The following is a 15,610-nucleotide window of genomic DNA, read 5'->3' on the forward strand; positions in this document are numbered from 1 at the left end:
AAGAATTTCGAGCCAATGCCGAGTCGGCATTTCTATCCAATAAAACTGTTTCTTAAAAAACGCAGCAGAAAAGAAGCTGCATTCGCAGATCGAAAAACTAGAAGTTGAAGGTGAATTTTAGAAAAGGACGTGAGAAAACAGTTTATCGCATAAGTTGTCTCGTTATTTCCCCTCCCCTGAAATCTTAAGCATCGATCCCGACGGAACCTCCCGTTTTCTGCTCCGTAGAAAACTAGAAAATATTGTGGGCACCACTATCGATCGTATAAAAATGGTAAGCTTTTAGAGGGTTGAACAATCGACATACCATTCGCGAATATCTAAGAGGCGTTCCCTATTTGACACGGTCCCTACATTTCAATCACCAGATACGGAACATATTAGCCGGCTATCGTTAAAATCAGGCTCGCTCCTCCCCTTCATTGTTTATATTTATAGTTCTACTTCAACGATCGACTTTAAGGGAATCAAAACGCCGCTTTTTATTTGGACATATTGCTCGGTCAATGACCAAACCGTTGTCTCAATACGTTTTGGTCCGTCCTCGGTCTGAAATACGATAGTTGTTTTAGACTTAAATTCGTTTCCTAATCGTTGAGCAGAAAGCAATTTCTCACGTAATGAAATAGACTTATCTTCATCCGCGGGAATAATCCTGTATTCATTTATATGCTCCTTTTCAATAATCTGACCTACCATATTTATTTAAAAATTATAATCTAACCAATATCTAAATTCCACAAATTTGTGGTTAAAGATAAAAAATAGCAATCTTTGTTTTATATATAACACCAAATTCATTACATTATTGCAAATTTAGGACATTTACCCTATGGAGTCACCAATTTTTTCAAGTCGCTACAAAATAAACTTTACGCAGTGTTACGCGAACGGCTTATTAAAATACAGTGAACTCAGTAATTTGCTGCAGCTCACTGCTTCCGAGCATGCCGAAGAGCTGGGCTTTGGCTACCGAGAAATGGCTAAAAAATCACAATCGTGGGTCCTGAGTAGGGTGCGCATAGAAATAGTGAAATTGCCCCAGTTTCTCGAAGAAATAACAATTAAAACGTGGATTCAAGACTTTAAGGGAAATCGCTCGGTACGGAACTTTGAAGTACTTAAGGGTGATGTTATAATCGCAGCAGCGAGCAGTTTTTGGGCTGTCTTTAATACCAAAGAGCGCAAATCAGAACATTTAGCCATCGAAGTCGATCCGGCAATCATCTTGCCGGAGAAAACAGCCACAAAGAATCCTTTCAAACGGATCGAAATGGCAAAAGAATTCGATATGCGAAGCGATTATGTACCTAAACTCTCCGATTTAGATATCGTCAATCACGTCAATAACGTAAAATACACCGATTGGTGCTTGGACTGTCTACCTCCAGAGGTCGTGCTCCAGCAGCCTTTCAAATTCATTGACATCAATTACCTTAAAGAATTAAAACTCGGTCAATCGGTCACTGTGCATACCCTGATGCGGGCCGGGCGAGTCAATTTCGTTATTAAGCGCGAAGATAAATCGATATTCACGATGGAGCTGTCCTAATTGCATCATCTACGCCCCGCAAATAATGACTACCAAAAGCAAAAAGGCCAGCTTCCAATAGGTGAACTGGCCTTTTAGATACAAAAAGCAAACGCTTATGCGAACGCTCTCTCGCCTTTTTTATACGGGTAGTTTCCGTCAAATTTCCCCGGAATTTTAACATACCGTAAGGCTTGGGTCATTCCTACTTCCGAGGTAAAGAAACCAGTCAACGTTAATTGTTTCAACAAGTGGAAAAAATGATTTGCATCACCCTCTTTCCGCGCTTTTTGATATTCGCCAGCTTCTTTATCGTATGTATTTACAAACTGTAGTTGTTCTTCCTTGGAAAGCTCTTGGAATTTTTTACCAAAATCTTTGTTCGCACGATCGTCAACTTCGGATAGCCCTTTTAAGAACGCATCTTGATCAACTTTATCGTAACAGTCGCGAATCATTACGGGAATAAACTCACCTACCCCAGCCTCTTTCGCGCCAGGAGTCGATGTCTTAGGTAAAATAGCTTCCGCTAGATCACCTAAAAAGTTTGTTGAATCGGCTTCAAACAGTGTCGCCACATCCTTGCTAGCCGGGCGTGTACACCCTTCTAGAAATAGATTAGCACCAACTACCGAACCTCCGATCAACATCGCTACACGTTGAATTGCTTCTCTTCTGTTCATCGTTAATTTCTTTTGTTATAAACTATATTTAACATCCCAACCTTGTGGGTATTCTCTTTTCACGAACTGGTTTACAACATCAAAGTTCGTTACTTTCATCTGGTTGTTGTCCCAAAGTAGTTTTAAATTTCTACCAGGATAGTTTCCATCAATACGAAGATCCGCGCCACGAATTGCTAAGTTCGCCATTAGCAATGCTTCAGTTAGTGGTCCCGAGATTTCAAATGGTGCACTAACCTCTTTGTTACCGTACCCTGCAAGACATGCCTCAACCCACTGTCCATAATGTCCTTCGGACTTACCTGGAACGCGGTCATATTTCTGCTCCACTTGTTCTTTTCTAGAAGTCGGCAACAAACGTGCATTCTCTCCGTATGTATCAGCAAGAATTTTACCTTTGCTACCAATCAGCAAAATACCGTTTCCACCATCACCAAAGATTTCATTTGGACCTAATTCATCTGGACGCGTCGGTTGAATACCACCATCCATCCAGTGTAAAGTTACAGGACCTGTAGTCTTCGGCGTTTTAGGGAAAGTCATCGTTACGTGGCTTGACGGCGGGCAGCTCTCTGGGTTGTATCCACGTTTGAATTCATCCACGTAAACCGTTCCTACCGTAGCCTGTACATCCTGCACATATTGTAAGCCTAATACGCTAAAAGGAACTTCTAGTAAATGGCACCCCATATCGCCTAACGCACCGGTACCGTAATCCCACCAGCCTCTCCAGTTGAATGGCACTAATTTCTCAATATAGTCTTTGCGCGGAGCAGTACCTAACCATAGATCCCAATCAAGCTCTTTTGGCACGGGAGCTGTTTCTTTCGGCCAAGCGATACCTGAAGGCCATACAGGTCTGTCAGTCCAGCAATATACTGTATGTACGTCGCCAATTAAACCCGCTTCGACCCACTCTTTAATTTCGCGAGGACCATCGTTCGAAGAACCTTGGTTTCCCATCTGCGTTACGACTTTATGTTTTTTCGCTAAATCCGTTAAAACACGTGCTTCCCATACATCATGCGCAAGTGGTTTTTGAACGTACACGTGCTTATCAAGCTGAATTGCAGCCACACTTTGAATAGCGTGGTTATGATCCGGTGTAGAAATAGAAACCGCATCGATATGTTTATGCTCTTTATCGAGCATTTCACGATAGTCTTTGTAATATTTTGCTTTAGGAAAATTCTTTACAGAAGTAGCTGCGCGACGATCATCTACATCACAAAGGTAAGCTATTTCCGCTTTTCCGCTTTTGTAAAAGTTAGCAATGTCACTCTGTCCTTTTCCACCCGCACCGATACCGGCAATTACTAATTTGTCGCTGGGGGCGATAAAACCAGCACCACCTAGTACATGACGAGGAACAATCATAAAACCGGCTGCCGCTAACGCCGCGCCTTTTATAAATTCCCTACGTGAATTCTTATTCTCTTCCATTCTTTTTTAGTTTATGTTTTGTGTTTTTAAATGATTGTTTATAAGTTACCCTTTTTAAGCTCACTTACTGCAAAATCAACCGCCCGTGCTGTAAGCGCCATATACGTCAACGATGGGTTCACGCAGGCTGCTGAAGCCATTGCAGCCCCATCGGTTACAAATACATTCTTCGCATCCCACACCTGGTTATGTTTGTTAAGAACGGAATTTTTCGGATCTGTTCCCATACGTGCAGTACCCATTTCGTGTATACCCATACCAAAATGATACTCGTTATCGTAAGTGTATACATCTTTGACACCTATTTTCTCGAGCATTTCCTTCATTTCGTTCTGCATGTCACCACGCATTTTCTTCTCATTGTCTTTGATTTCCATGTCCATAGATAGCACAGGGAGACCCCACTTGTCCTTCTTGTCTTTATCTAAGAAGATTCTGTTTTCGTGATATGGAAGTATCTCGCCAAATGCGGTAAACCCTACGGACCAATCACCCGGTTCCAACATCGCATCTTTCCAATCGCCGCCAACACTCATCTCAGCAACCTCTCCGGACCAACGGCCTCGACTAGCGGCGCCTTGATAGCCAAATCCACGTACATAGTCGCGTTTTTTATCATCTCCAGGGATATTTTGGAAACGCGGCACATAAAGTCCTGTTGGACGGCGACCAAAGACATATTTGTCTTCATACCCCTCGACCGTACCACCTGCTCCACAGCGGAAATGGTGATCCATTGCATTATGACCTAATTCACCAGAGCTACTTCCTAAACCACCTTCCCATACGTCAGTAGCCGAATTCATTAACACCCAGGTCGAGTTAAATGCTGAAGCACAAACAAATACAACTTTCGCAAAAAACTCATACGTTTGTCCTGTTTCAGCATCAACGATCTCTACGCCTTTTGCTTTTTGGGTATCCTTATCGTAAATTATTTTCGTAACGATAGAAAACGGGCGTAACGTCAAGTTTCCTGTAGCCACCGCTGGCGGCAACGTCGAGGACTGCGTACTAAAATATCCACCAAAGTTACAACCCAACCAACATTGATTTTGATATTGACAGTTGATACGTCCCGTGTGTGGTTTAGTAATATTCGCTGTACGTCCCATAATAAAGTGACGTTTACCTCCGTATTCCTTCTTCAAACGGTCAGCGAGGTCCTTCTCAACAATATTAAAATCCATTGCTGGTTGAAAATCCCCATCAGGAAGAACGTCTAACCCATCTCTATTTCCCGAAATACCTGCCCATTTCTCGGCATAGCTATACCACGAATCGATATCTTTATATCGAATCGGCCAGTCGGTTCCATGACCATCCTTTAAGTTTGCCCCAAAATCAAAATCCGACAAGCGGTAACTTTGGCGTCCCCACATTAATGAACGACCGCCGACATGATATCCGCGAAACCAGTCAAATCTTTTTACCTCGGTATATGGACTTTCCTGTTCATTCACCCAGAAATCTAAGTTCTTCTCGTTTAATGGATAATCACGTTTCAATACCGGATAATCTTCTTCCATTTGTTTGGTTCTACCACCGCGATGCGGGTATTCCCAAGTGTTCTTATTTGCGTGATAGTCTTTCACATGCTCGACATTGCGACCACGCTCCAACATAATTGTCTTCAGCCCTTTTTCAGTTAATTCTTTGGCTGCCCAACCACCACTTATTCCGGATCCAATTACGATCGCGTCATAAACATTATCTGCCATATCTCTTCTTATTAGTTTGTTTAATTATACTGTTTTGCTCTCTACTTTTTCGTCCTTGAATAACACAAGGAATATAATCATCACGATGAAGGCAATTCCCGCAGGTACTACCCATGTATGTTGCCAAAATCCAGCGACATCTGTTGCTTTAAGGTCTTGGTATTGCTCTCCAACAAAACCAGCAACCCAGAATCCAATTAGCTGACCTACACCGTAAGTTGCTAATGTGATAAGCCCCTGTGCTGCATTCTTATACTTAACGCCAGCTTTACTATCGGTATAAATTTGCCCCGACACAAAGAAAAAGTCATAACAGATACCATGCAGCGCAATACCGATGATCAGCATAAACGATAAGTCACCTGCATTTCCGTATGCGAACAATAAGTAGCGTACGACCCAAGCTACCATCCCGATTAGGATTGTTTTCTTAAACCCAAATTTGGTAAAGAATAGTGGTAATAACAAGAGGAACGCAGCTTCAGACATCTGTCCGATAGTCATCTTAGCTGTTGGATTAGCGAGCCCTATCTCCGACAAGAACGGATTGGCATTGGCATAATAAAATGCTAAGGGAATGCAGATTAATATCGAGGAAATAAAGAATACCAAGAAGTTCTTATCCTTCAATAATTTTATCGCGTCCAGACCAATAATGGATGCAAAAGATGGTTTTTCATCACCCTCTTTAGATTTCACCGGCGGTGTCTTCGGCAATATAAATGAGAACAACCCGAGTATTAAGGATGCAATTCCGGCCATAAGAAACGTATTCTTAAGTGCACCACCTGCTGCGTTTTCAGCTGAATCCCATTGAAACATAAAGCTAATTGCTAATCCAGCGGCAATCCATCCTATTGTACCCCACACCCGAATCGCGGAGAATTGCTTTTCAGGGTTTGCGAGCTGCCTAAAGGAAATCGAATTCGCCAAAGACAATGTTGGCATGTAAAGAATCATATAGCTCAGTACATAGGGGTAGAAAACGGTCATGTCGGTCGCACTATACATCTGATACATCAAAAATGCACCGGCAATATGTAAGATTCCTAGAATGCGCTCTGCATTGAAATAGCGGTCGGCAATCATACCGATAATAAATGGTGCGATAATCGCTCCCAAGGATTGCGTTGAAAACACATTGGCACGTTCAAATTCAGAAGCTTGTAGGTTCTGAATAAGAAAAGTTCCCAAGGTTACGAACCATGCTCCCCAAATAAAAAATTCGAGAAACATCATGAAAGAAAGTTTAAATCTTATTGATGTTGACATTTTACGATAGGTTTAACATATAAATATATCACTTCTGGATATAATACAAAAATAAATTGCAGCTAAATTGCTGCTAAATTCTTTTAGCTTAAAAATTATCCACTTCTCTGTAAGCGGCCACGAGCGCTTTTTCTCCCTCTACTCCTTTCTTTGACATGCCATGTTCCATACCGATTATTCCGGTATAGCCCTTTTCTTTTAACCATTTAAAGACATTTTTAAAATTGATCTCCCCAGTTGTTGGCTCTAGCCTTCCCGGATTGTCACCAACTTGAATGTAACCAATCTCACTCCAACACAGGTCCATCAAATTAATTAAATTACCTTCATTCTTTTGTTGATGATACGCATCATATAAAATTTTACACGATGGGCTCCCTACGGCTTTACAAATTTCATAAGTCTGATCAGTAAAACGCAAAAATAAATTTGGTGTATCGCTCAGCGGCTCAAGCACCATAGTGATCCCATGCGGCTCTAATATCTCCGCTCCACGCTTAAGCGCCTCTATTACATTCGCTGTTTGAACGCCGATTGGCAGATTGCGCTGGTAGTCTCCGGGTACGACGGTGATCCATTTAGCATTTACACGTTTAGCGACCTCCAGCGACTCGTTAACACCTTTTAAAAAGATATCGACATGCTCCTGCTTGCCCGCGGCCAGGGTGTTCGCCCCGTTGCCTCCTTTAGGAACTACGAAAACACCCATACGCATATTTAATTTCGCGAGAAGCTCACCGGCTTTCGTTTGTTCATCGATTGAACGACCTGGCATTCCGTTGTCCTCTAAACTACGAAATCCTAAATCGTGCATGTACTTAATTTCATCCAATAAATCCTTGCCGGCACTTGCAGAAAACATTCCTTGGTGCGGTGCATAATCTAATTGAAATGTTGATCCTTGTTTTGTTTGTGCATTAAAAGCCATCGCGTTGTTACTTGAAAGAACCGTACCTCCAACTAGAGCGGCCCCACTTTTTATAAAATCTGATCTTTTCATTTTTAAATTGCTTAAGTTTTAATGTAACGAGAAAAACCCTTCGAAAATACTTCTTTGTAGCCCTTCTCATCCTTATAGATGATATATACCTCAATGCCTTTTAGACGATTGGCAAGTGCGATCCCCTCGTGAGGAGGTAGCGCCATAAATACGTTATCATATCCATCTGCATCCATCGCTGTATCCGCGATGACCGTCACGCTAGCCACATTATTCTGTAGTGGATAACCTGTAAACGGGCTGAGGTGGTGATGCACTTTAATACCCTCTTTATCAAAAGAATGTCGATAATTACCTGAAGTAGTAATTGCTCTATCGGTGAGCTGAAGGCGAAAACTGTTTTGCTCAGCGCCCACAGGACGTTCAATGCCAATTTCGAAAGGCGCACCCTTCTCTTTGTGACCTTTTGCGCGGATCTCGCCACCAAGCTCCACAATATAATTTTTAATGTTGTTCGACGCTAAGAAGTCAGCCAGCACATCGACGGTATAGCCCTGGGCTATTCCGTTCAAATCGATTCGTATTCCTGGTGTTTTTTTCTTCAGTGTATTTCCGTGTAAAGCGAGCTTTTCCATACCTACGTACTGCAGCACACTATCGATAGTAGGCTGGCTGGGCATTTTAGTAACCCGTTTAGGTCCAAAGCCCCACAATGAGACGAGCGGCTGCACGGTAATATCAAAAATTCCTCTGGATTCTTTAGAAATCGCAAAGGAACGTTTAATTACTTTTTGCATGTGCGCGTCCATAGTGACCATGCCCTGCGCTGTACCGTTGAATTTGGAGATTATTGAAGATTCTTTATACAGGGACATCGAGTCATCGATCTTCGCTAGAATACTATCAATTTGCTCACGGGTAATCATGCTCCGCTCAGCATAATATTTTAAATGATAGGTTGTACCTTGTCCGCGTCCATCAATAACGAAGCTAGGTTGCTGCGCATATGCGCTACAACCTAGGCTTAGTATTAATGATATTACGATTCGGTTTAACAAAATACTATATAAATAATCCCGTATTTTTACCTGGGACAGCTACCGGATAAAACCCATCAGCATTAGGTGCTGGTTTCGGTGCCGCATCCCAAGCGTAAGATGCTGGTGACAGGTCGACCGTCGATTCCAGCGCTTTGTCCCACTTGATTACTTTACCGGTGTAACAAGCAATACGTCCAATAATCCCCGTTAAGGTGCTATATGCGCCGTACTCAGCATTATCAAATTTATACTCATTATTGGCGATCGCTTGGAAAAGTTCCTTATGCTCTTGCTGATATGCATTTGGATTTCCCTTAGGGTCATGTCGATAGATCTCATTGCCCTGGGTATCCCACAATACCGCTTGATTGTTTGCCGAAAGAAATGCACGCCCTTTTGTAGCTTGAAAAGTCTCATCCACACGATTGGAGATCCCTTCAAAATGCCGGCACTGGCTATACACCACTGACCCATCATCATAGGTTAATTCGAGAGCAAAGTTATCGTAGATCTCGCCGTACTCCTTGGCCGTACGATGTGCGCGGCTTCCGGTTCCTTCGATCGATATCGGGTATTTCCCTTTAACCCAATTGGCAATATCGATATTATGAACATGCTGTTCGACGATATGATCCCCGCATAACCAATTAAAATAATACCAGTTACGCATTTGGTATTCCATTTCAGTTTGCTCTGGTTTTCTCGGACGTACCCAAACACCACCACTATTCCAATATACTTGTCCGGAAACAACATCGCCAATAGCGCCGTCTTGAATGCGCTTAATAGCTTCGCGGTAATTCGTCTGGTAACGACGTTGCAAGCCTACAACGACGTTTAATTTTTTTGCTTTGGCTTCAGCAGCCGCTGCAAGCACGCGACGTATCCCCGGAATATCAACCGCTACCGGTTTCTCCATAAAGATATGTTTACCTGCTTTTACAGCTTCTTCAAAATGAATCGGACGGAACCCTGGGGGCGTTGTAAGCAATACGACGTCTGCATCTTTGATCGCAGCTTTATAAGCATCAAAGCCCACATATTTACGGGAATCAGGCACATCAACCTTATCGCCAAATTTTTCTTTTATTGTTTTGTATGTGGCCTCAAGGTTATCTTGAAAAGCATCAGCCATGGCAACAAGCTTAATATTTTGTCCAGATGCAAAAGCATCAAACGTAGCACCCGTACCACGTCCTCCACATCCAATTAGTGCGATTTTAATTTCATCCGTCCCAGCGGCAAATGCGCTTGTAATCGGACTTGAAGCTAGCACAGCCGCGCCAGTAAGCGCCGACCCTGCTTTGATAAACTCTCGTCTTTTTAAATTATTCATCAGTAAATAGGTATATAGGTATATATTGTGTTAAAAATCTTTAATTGGAGCCTTATCATAATAATCCATTATCTCTTGATGTGATGGTGGAGTAACAGGACGAACAATCCGAAGACCAACAAACGGTGCTTCAGGAAACCACCAATTGGACTTAGGAATTTGAGGGTCTAGTTGTTTCCAGTAGGGATCGGATTGCATCCGCGCTGCAGAACGCAGATCCTCAGACTCACTCTCAAACGAGCCGCCACGAACACTATGCGGGTAAAGGGTGGTCGGAACAACGACCGGATTATCAGCTACTTTATTCTCGAATTTCGCATAGTAATCCTCCATATATTGATCATAGGTCCATTCCGCAACATTCCCCATCATGTCGTAGAGTCCCCAAGCATTCGCTTTTTTGGAACCTACAGCTGCCGTCTGCTCATCGCTATTACGAGCAAACCATGCGTAATCTTCAAGCTGCGCAGCGTCATCACCGTAATAATAAGTACTCTCACTGCCGGCGCGACAGGCGTATTCCCATTCCGCTTCGGTAGGCAAGCGGTAAAAAATACCTGTACGAACGTACAGCCACTTACAAAACTGGATCGCATTATAATGCGTCATCGCTAAGGCAGGATGCCCCTCCTTCCCCATACCGAAAGTCATGTCTAAATAAGGTTTCGTGGGACGCGTTAATGCATCAACTTCTTCGGGCACAGCACCATCCTGGGACTGGCTTACCTCCAAATCCTTATACACAAAGGGCTCATAAATATCCCAGGTAACCTCATAGGTACTCATCCAGAAAGGATCAATCTTCACCGAATGCACAGGTTTCTCGTCCGCTTTATCAGATTTGTCACTGCCCATCTGGAACTCGCCCCCTGGAATTGCTTCCATCGAAAACGTTAATTTTGTTCCATCCAACGTTTGTTCGTAACGTTCATGTTTCTCTTGCGCATGACCGCATAGACTATATGTCGTTAGGGCGACAAGAAGTGTACTCTTTTTTAAAATTTCAATCATCATTAATTCAGATTTTTACAAATCGGAATTAAATATAGAAAATATAATGTAAAAAATACACTAAGTCAGCTAAACAACAATCAAGTTACAAAAGATAGGTTATTAAAAAGTAGGCTAGATAAGTCGTAATGAGCCCGATCAATATGCTCAACCCGATCACTGAATTGCCTAGTTTAGAGTTCAAACGAAACTCTTGGAGCACCAAGCTCGTAGCAACCAAACTAGGCATGGCCATTTCAAAAATTGCAACCTGGGTAACTTCACCCTTTAAATTTAAAGCGTAACAAAGCAGGATCAAAAATCCCGGACCTACAATAAGTTTATAGAATAACGAAAGACTGATTGCAAAAACCTCCGATCGATAGAAACTGAACGAAAGCTGCATACCGATTGAAAACAACGCTAATGGCGATACAGTGGAGGCAAGCTGCGAAAAAAAAGGATCCAGAGCGCGCATATCGACCACGCGCGAAAAAACAAGCGCCAGCACGCAGCCAATAAGCGGCGGGAAACGAACAATTCTTTTCGCAGTTTGTCCAAAGCCTACCGAGAGCGGTTTACCCAGACTGCCCTTGATCGCGATATAGGTGCCTATCGAAGAAAGCAGAAAAAAAGTAGACTGATCACTAATTATCGCCCATTTTATCTGCTGCTGACCGAAATAAGTAGCCACCAAGGGAAACCCTACAAAAGAAGTGTTAGCAAAACCCGAAACAAGGATCAGCGTGTGGGAGCTTCTAGCGGACAGCCCAAGCGGCCTTTCAAGACACTTAATAAACAAATAAGCGCCAGCGAACAGAACTGCGGGTGACAACAATGCGACAAGCAACGTATTATCCCACTGCAACCCAGGAAGATATTTAAAGGAGACGGCGGGAAGGCCTATATAAAGAATCCAAGTATTAATTGCTTTATACCCATCGGATTTGACAACCTTCGCTCTTCGAAGTAAGTAGCCTGCAAATAGACAGAAAATAATAATTAAAAAATTTGACATGCTAGCTTCTCAAAAATCGGGAAAAAAATATAGAAATTGTGTCATAAACTATAGAAATAAAACTATATTTCATTTAAATTAATAACTTTGGGGCCAAATTTATACAATATTCAGTGTTGCAATTGAAAAAACTTCAACTTATCTACGTTATGCTCCTCATGGGGCCCGCTATAAGCTATTCACAAACAGATAGCATACCCCTGAAAAGTAATTCAAAAAACCCCTTGGTCATCGAACTAGAGGTGGAAAACGGGGGAATACTGGCCGAAAAAGAAATCAAAAAGACGACTTTTGACCGCGCTTACTATAATGGTGTAAACCTCAAAATAGGTTGGAAAATCCAAAATTCAGACGATCAATATTTCACATTGTATAACAATCCGATCTATGGAATTGGTTTTTATAGCAGTACCTTCAACACCGACATCATTGGTAGTCCCTACGCTGTTTATGGTTTCGTACAATCGCCGTTTGGCAATCTTAGCAACAAACGGTGGGCATTTGACTATCGGATAGGACTGGGTATTTCGGGAAACTTCCGGCCGTACAATGAGGAGAACAACCCGCTGAATGTTGTCATCGGCGCTAAAAACAACGTATATATTGACCTGGGTATCCGCACGCAGTACAAATTAAGCCCTCAGTGGAGAGCCGGTCTAGGTTTAGCTTTCCATCATTTTTCAAACGGTGCGATGCGTTTACCCAACAAAGGTGTCAACTTAGTACCCGTTACAGCGTCAATCACCTATCAACCTCATCCATCGGAGGTGCTGCCAGATAAAAGTCATATTCTTCCTCCGAGCCGCAAAATATTGTACCACATCAATTACGGAATGGGCTGGAAACAGCTACAACGCGACAAAAAACGCCGTTTCTTCAAAACAACGCTGAGCGCCTATGCCAGCACCCATGTGTCACATAAATGGCGTATGGGCGGAGGATTCGATCTATTTTACTCCGCATCGGGGAACAATGACGAAATTGCTGGTGAACAATCTGGTAAATTAAGCGCTAAATTATCGGGTGGACCCTCCTTCTACCTAGTCCACGTGCTTAATAAAAAACTGGTGCTAAACGGCAACATCGGCTATTACCTGCACAAAGAATACTTCAACGGTGAAATCGAACGCGTGTTTTTAAGAGCCGGAGCACGTTACTACGTCTACAAAAACATCAATGCCGGTATGTCTATTAAAGCGCATAAAGGCAAAGCGGACTTTATCGAATGGACAGTAGGCTATACATTTAACAGAGATTAATACCCCTTATAACTAAAACCGCTTCAAGAGGAACATTCTCTTAAAGCGGGCATATAACTACTATACAGCCTAAAGAAACCTACTTTACAAGTTTACCGATGCTCTTAGCTAAGTTACGGTCTACCGTGATATAGCCCGGGTAATAAATATTACTACCACCGATCTTCATGGAGGGTTTAATTTTAAGAACCAAAAAGCCCTCACCTTCTTTGGTGAATATCTCGTTCAACAAATTTTCTAATCCCTTCTCCTTCGCCGCGCCAAAAATATTGGCTTTAAAAGTTAACGGTACTACGGCACTTTCGCCGGAATTCAAATTTAAGTTCTCGTTTACCGTCCCTTCAAATAGCGGCTTACCTTGCAGCTCAATAAGGTATTTGAACGAGTTCATTGCCGTACGCTGGGGAGTCGGGTTACTAACCTTCATATTAACTTTCGCCTCAAGTGGCAGATCCTGACTTAACATAGCTAGGGCAAGGCCGGGCAATGAAGATAGATTCACCCCTCCACCATCGGTAAAGCCTGCCACCGAACGACCTGCAAGGCGTACATCATCTAACGACTCTACGGAATAGTCGCATTTAGCAAGCGCCTCGACTTGGTTTTTAGAGATTGCGCAGCTTCCCAGCATCAAAGCGATTAAGCCAATGATACTATACATTCCTATTGTTATTCTTTTCATTCCGCTTATTTTTTTACTTTACCACCAAATTTATAGGTCAGACCTAAGGTAAATACTGCATTACCGGCCTTTAAATACTGATTATCCACCACATTAAAATTAAATCCATTCGTATATTGCAAATGCAAGTAGTTTGTTAAACCGAGTCTAGTATAGAACAAAGGCTCAATAAAAAAAGCTTCCTCCTTTTGACTCGGCAAATCGTTAATTGTAAAGTCTCGCATAGCAACTCGGCTTGCGCGAATAGCCGTTCCGTAGCTTAATTCTCGCTTCTTGCCCAGCAAAATCAGTTTTTTCTGACGTGTGGAGGAATAATTGACCTGCACAAATATCTTATCAAATTCCATCTCTCGCGTTTCTACCGGCTCCATTCCTGTTACCTGTGCACGCCGATCAACTGCTTTGCTGCGACCGATACCATACCCACCATACACCTCCAGCACTTGTAGTTTTTGCTGACCAATAGTCGAAAAATAACCCAAACCACCTTCAACAAGGTGTTGCTTAAAAAGCTCGTTACTTCTTGAGTTCCCTCGGTTAATATATGCGCCATTGGCTATTAATGCCATATGTTTCCCAAAGGCGACACCCGCATTAGCACTGATATTCCCCTTGAGATTCGCATGCGCGGCTAGATAAGCCTCGCCTTGCCGCTTAAACATCGGCGTTGCCGGCACATTGGGCATATAGAGGGAGCTACAACCAGTAGCAACTAATAAAAGAACAAAAGAAAGTAGCTGAATCGCCCTGAGTTGCATATTGAATTAATTTCAAATATACATCTAATTATTGTGCCAATCTTCCGCTTAATAGAATAAAAGCTAGCTTTCTCCCGCTTTTTAAATGACCGCTGCTTTTTCGAGTTCTATTTGCATTAGCTGCTGTAATTTGAGCGCTTCACGCCGCGCACATTCGGCAAAGTCTTTACCTGAGGACGCATATATAATCCCGCGGGTGCTATTGACGAGTAAACCACAATCTTTATTCATCCCATACTGACAAACCTCTGAAAGCGAGCCTCCTTGCGCTCCAATGCCAGGAACGAGCAAAAAATGATCCGGTGCATATTTACGTACCCTAGCAAACCCTTTCCCCCGCGTAGCCCCCACCACAAACATCGTGTTTTCAATGGATCCCCAACTAGCAACCTTTTCCAAAACGGACTCGAAGAGTTCCTGTCCGTGCTCATCGCGGAAATTCTGAAAATCCAAACTACCTGGATTTGAGGTTAACGCAAGCACTATCGCCCATTTGCCTGGAATATCTAGAAATGGAGTGACCGAATCGTGTCCCATGTAGGGAGCGATTGTAATCGAATCAAACCCTAATCCCGATACCTGCTGGTCAAAAAATGCCTTTGCATAACGTGTTGATGTGTTCCCAATGTCGCCGCGCTTGGCGTCTGCAATGCTTAAACACGATTTAGGTATCGCCGCCCATGTCTTCTGCAACGACTGCCAACCGCGCACACCATAGCACTCATAAAAGGCGATATTTGGTTTATATGCGACACACAAATCTTCCGTTGCTTCAATGATCGCTTTGTTGAAGGTATAAATCGGATCTTCTTCATCGCGTAAATGCTGCGGAATTTTTTCAATATCAGTGTCTAAACCAACACACAAAAAGCTCTTCTTCGATTTGATTTGCCGAATTAATTCCGCTCGTGTCATATATTTTTTATTAATCATGTTT

15 protein-coding genes are annotated in these 15,610 nt (G+C 42.7%); 2 read left to right on the top strand and 13 right to left on the bottom strand.

Going from position 1 to position 15,610, the window contains the following annotated elements; genetic code table 11:
• Nucleotides 1–432 precede the first annotated feature (432 nt).
• On the bottom strand, nucleotides 433–699 hold the full coding sequence (locus FM107_RS17590; RefSeq protein ID WP_086949785.1) for a hypothetical protein: 267 nt from the start codon (nucleotides 697–699) through the stop codon (nucleotides 433–435).
• A gap of 133 nt (nucleotides 700–832) precedes the next feature.
• Between FM107_RS17590 and FM107_RS17595 the strand changes: the two genes are divergently transcribed.
• Nucleotides 833–1,552 (top strand): acyl-[acyl-carrier-protein] thioesterase, encoded by a 720-nt coding sequence (locus tag FM107_RS17595; RefSeq protein ID WP_086949786.1) that lies wholly within the window; start codon nucleotides 833–835, stop codon nucleotides 1,550–1,552.
• A gap of 95 nt (nucleotides 1,553–1,647) precedes the next feature.
• Here the strand turns inward: FM107_RS17595 and FM107_RS17600 are convergent, their stop codons facing one another.
• The 9 genes from FM107_RS17600 to FM107_RS17640 all read right to left on the bottom strand — a co-directional run bounded on the left by FM107_RS17600 (nucleotide 1,648) and on the right by FM107_RS17640 (nucleotide 11,974).
• Complete coding sequence (locus tag FM107_RS17600) at nucleotides 1,648–2,214, bottom strand: gluconate 2-dehydrogenase subunit 3 family protein (RefSeq protein WP_086949787.1); 567 nt, start codon at nucleotides 2,212–2,214, stop codon at nucleotides 1,648–1,650.
• A 15-nt stretch (nucleotides 2,215–2,229) separates the two neighbouring features.
• Entirely contained in the window at nucleotides 2,230–3,657 is a 1,428-nt protein-coding gene (locus FM107_RS17605) for a Gfo/Idh/MocA family protein (protein ID WP_086949788.1), read from the bottom strand.
• Nucleotides 3,658–3,695: 38 nt separating this feature from the next.
• A complete protein-coding gene (locus FM107_RS17610) occupies nucleotides 3,696–5,378 on the bottom strand; it encodes a GMC oxidoreductase (RefSeq protein WP_086949789.1) in 1,683 nt (560 codons plus the stop codon).
• A gap of 24 nt (nucleotides 5,379–5,402) precedes the next feature.
• Nucleotides 5,403–6,650 carry an MFS transporter gene (locus tag FM107_RS17615; RefSeq protein ID WP_086949790.1) on the bottom strand — a complete coding sequence of 416 codons (1,248 nt, stop codon included), beginning with the start codon at nucleotides 6,648–6,650 and terminating at the stop codon, nucleotides 5,403–5,405.
• Between the two features lie 88 nt (nucleotides 6,651–6,738).
• The gene (locus tag FM107_RS17620; protein WP_086949791.1) at nucleotides 6,739–7,650 is read right to left on the bottom strand and encodes a hydroxypyruvate isomerase family protein; all 912 of its coding nucleotides are present in this window, start codon (nucleotides 7,648–7,650) and stop codon (nucleotides 6,739–6,741) included.
• 11 nt (nucleotides 7,651–7,661) lie between these two features.
• Nucleotides 7,662–8,648: an FAD:protein FMN transferase gene (locus FM107_RS17625; RefSeq protein WP_256959618.1), complete on the bottom strand. Its 987-nt coding sequence runs from the start codon at nucleotides 8,646–8,648 to the stop codon at nucleotides 7,662–7,664.
• A gap of 4 nt (nucleotides 8,649–8,652) precedes the next feature.
• On the bottom strand, nucleotides 8,653–9,966 hold the full coding sequence (locus tag FM107_RS17630) for a Gfo/Idh/MocA family protein (RefSeq protein ID WP_086949792.1): 1,314 nt from the start codon (nucleotides 9,964–9,966) through the stop codon (nucleotides 8,653–8,655).
• A 30-nt stretch (nucleotides 9,967–9,996) separates the two neighbouring features.
• Nucleotides 9,997–10,980, bottom strand: a complete 984-nt coding sequence (locus tag FM107_RS17635) for an SUMF1/EgtB/PvdO family nonheme iron enzyme (RefSeq protein ID WP_086949793.1) — start codon at nucleotides 10,978–10,980, stop codon at nucleotides 9,997–9,999.
• 82 nt (nucleotides 10,981–11,062) lie between these two features.
• Entirely contained in the window at nucleotides 11,063–11,974 is a 912-nt protein-coding gene (locus tag FM107_RS17640) for an AEC family transporter (protein ID WP_086949794.1), read from the bottom strand.
• Between the two features lie 122 nt (nucleotides 11,975–12,096).
• Between FM107_RS17640 and FM107_RS17645 the strand changes: the two genes are divergently transcribed.
• Complete coding sequence (locus FM107_RS17645) at nucleotides 12,097–13,233, top strand: acyloxyacyl hydrolase (RefSeq protein WP_256959619.1); 1,137 nt, start codon at nucleotides 12,097–12,099, stop codon at nucleotides 13,231–13,233.
• A gap of 79 nt (nucleotides 13,234–13,312) precedes the next feature.
• Here the strand turns inward: FM107_RS17645 and FM107_RS17650 are convergent, their stop codons facing one another.
• The 3 genes from FM107_RS17650 to pyrF form a co-directional block, all read right to left on the bottom strand.
• Entirely contained in the window at nucleotides 13,313–13,915 is a 603-nt protein-coding gene (locus FM107_RS17650; protein ID WP_086949795.1) for a hypothetical protein, read from the bottom strand.
• A gap of 5 nt (nucleotides 13,916–13,920) precedes the next feature.
• Nucleotides 13,921–14,673 carry a hypothetical protein gene (locus tag FM107_RS17655; protein ID WP_086949796.1) on the bottom strand — a complete coding sequence of 251 codons (753 nt, stop codon included), beginning with the start codon at nucleotides 14,671–14,673 and terminating at the stop codon, nucleotides 13,921–13,923.
• 81 nt (nucleotides 14,674–14,754) lie between these two features.
• On the bottom strand, nucleotides 14,755–15,588 hold the full coding sequence (gene pyrF / locus FM107_RS17660) for an orotidine-5'-phosphate decarboxylase (protein WP_086949840.1): 834 nt from the start codon (nucleotides 15,586–15,588) through the stop codon (nucleotides 14,755–14,757).
• Nucleotides 15,589–15,610 lie beyond the last annotated feature (22 nt).

It is taken from the genome of Sphingobacterium sp. JB170 (assembly GCF_900163865.1).
Taxonomy (GTDB): domain Bacteria; phylum Bacteroidota; class Bacteroidia; order Sphingobacteriales; family Sphingobacteriaceae; genus Sphingobacterium.

Coding starts and splice junctions, on each gene's coding strand:
- FM107_RS17590 (WP_086949785.1), bottom strand. CDS start 699: ATGGTAGGTCAGATTATTGAAAAGGAGCATATAAATGAATACAGGATT.
- FM107_RS17595 (WP_086949786.1), top strand. CDS start 833: ATGGAGTCACCAATTTTTTCAAGTCGCTACAAAATAAACTTTACGCAG.
- FM107_RS17600 (WP_086949787.1), bottom strand. CDS start 2,214: ATGAACAGAAGAGAAGCAATTCAACGTGTAGCGATGTTGATCGGAGGT.
- FM107_RS17605 (WP_086949788.1), bottom strand. CDS start 3,657: ATGGAAGAGAATAAGAATTCACGTAGGGAATTTATAAAAGGCGCGGCG.
- FM107_RS17610 (WP_086949789.1), bottom strand. CDS start 5,378: ATGGCAGATAATGTTTATGACGCGATCGTAATTGGATCCGGAATAAGT.
- FM107_RS17615 (WP_086949790.1), bottom strand. CDS start 6,650: ATGTCAACATCAATAAGATTTAAACTTTCTTTCATGATGTTTCTCGAA.
- FM107_RS17620 (WP_086949791.1), bottom strand. CDS start 7,650: ATGAAAAGATCAGATTTTATAAAAAGTGGGGCCGCTCTAGTTGGAGGT.
- FM107_RS17630 (WP_086949792.1), bottom strand. CDS start 9,966: ATGAATAATTTAAAAAGACGAGAGTTTATCAAAGCAGGGTCGGCGCTT.
- FM107_RS17635 (WP_086949793.1), bottom strand. CDS start 10,980: ATGATGATTGAAATTTTAAAAAAGAGTACACTTCTTGTCGCCCTAACG.
- FM107_RS17640 (WP_086949794.1), bottom strand. CDS start 11,974: ATGTCAAATTTTTTAATTATTATTTTCTGTCTATTTGCAGGCTACTTA.
- FM107_RS17650 (WP_086949795.1), bottom strand. CDS start 13,915: ATGAAAAGAATAACAATAGGAATGTATAGTATCATTGGCTTAATCGCT.
- FM107_RS17655 (WP_086949796.1), bottom strand. CDS start 14,673: ATGCAACTCAGGGCGATTCAGCTACTTTCTTTTGTTCTTTTATTAGTT.
- pyrF (WP_086949840.1), bottom strand. CDS start 15,588: ATGACACGAGCGGAATTAATTCGGCAAATCAAATCGAAGAAGAGCTTT.